1 protein-coding gene is annotated in these 507 nt (G+C 37.9%); it reads right to left on the bottom strand.

Going from position 1 to position 507, the window contains the following annotated elements; genetic code table 11:
• The coding region (locus ABD296_RS50430) for an ATP-binding cassette domain-containing protein (RefSeq protein ID WP_344285905.1) at positions 1-206 on the bottom strand (206 nt) is incomplete at its 3' end.
• Positions 207-507: the final 301 nt, after the last annotated feature.

A 507-nucleotide genomic window follows, 5' to 3' on the forward strand; every position in this document is an offset into this window, starting at 1 on the left:
ATATGAGCCACAGTCCATACGGAAGGACGAGTAAGCGAGCCTTCATCTGCTCCTAAGCTACCGAGTAATGCTGCAAATAGTGTTGATTTACCTGCACCATTGACCCCAGTTAGACCAATCTTCCAACCTGGGTGTAATTGCATAGACGCTTTTTGAAATAGACCCCGTCCACCGCGGCGTAAAGAAACTTGGTCAAATTGAATCATCTTGTCTTATCGAGGTGAGTTAGGGATGCTATATTTTAAAGAGAACTGATCATGAAGACAAAACTTTCGGAGTTTTAGTTTATAAATACTGAGATTGCATGGTTGAATTGCTTCCCATTAAAGCTATTCGTCTGAAAATATCCAAATTTTGAGCAAGATAGGCCACATTTAGAAAAATATGGCTAAAATAAAAACAATTTAAAACTTGGTTGATAAATGAGCTACTAACTAATAAAACCAGACTAAGGAAAGTCAAATGAAAAAAAGATTGGGGATAGTAAGTGCAGTCATTTGCTGTGCT

It is taken from the genome of Actinomadura napierensis (assembly GCF_039529375.1).
Lineage (GTDB): Bacteria > Actinomycetota > Actinomycetes > Streptosporangiales > Streptosporangiaceae > Spirillospora > Spirillospora napierensis.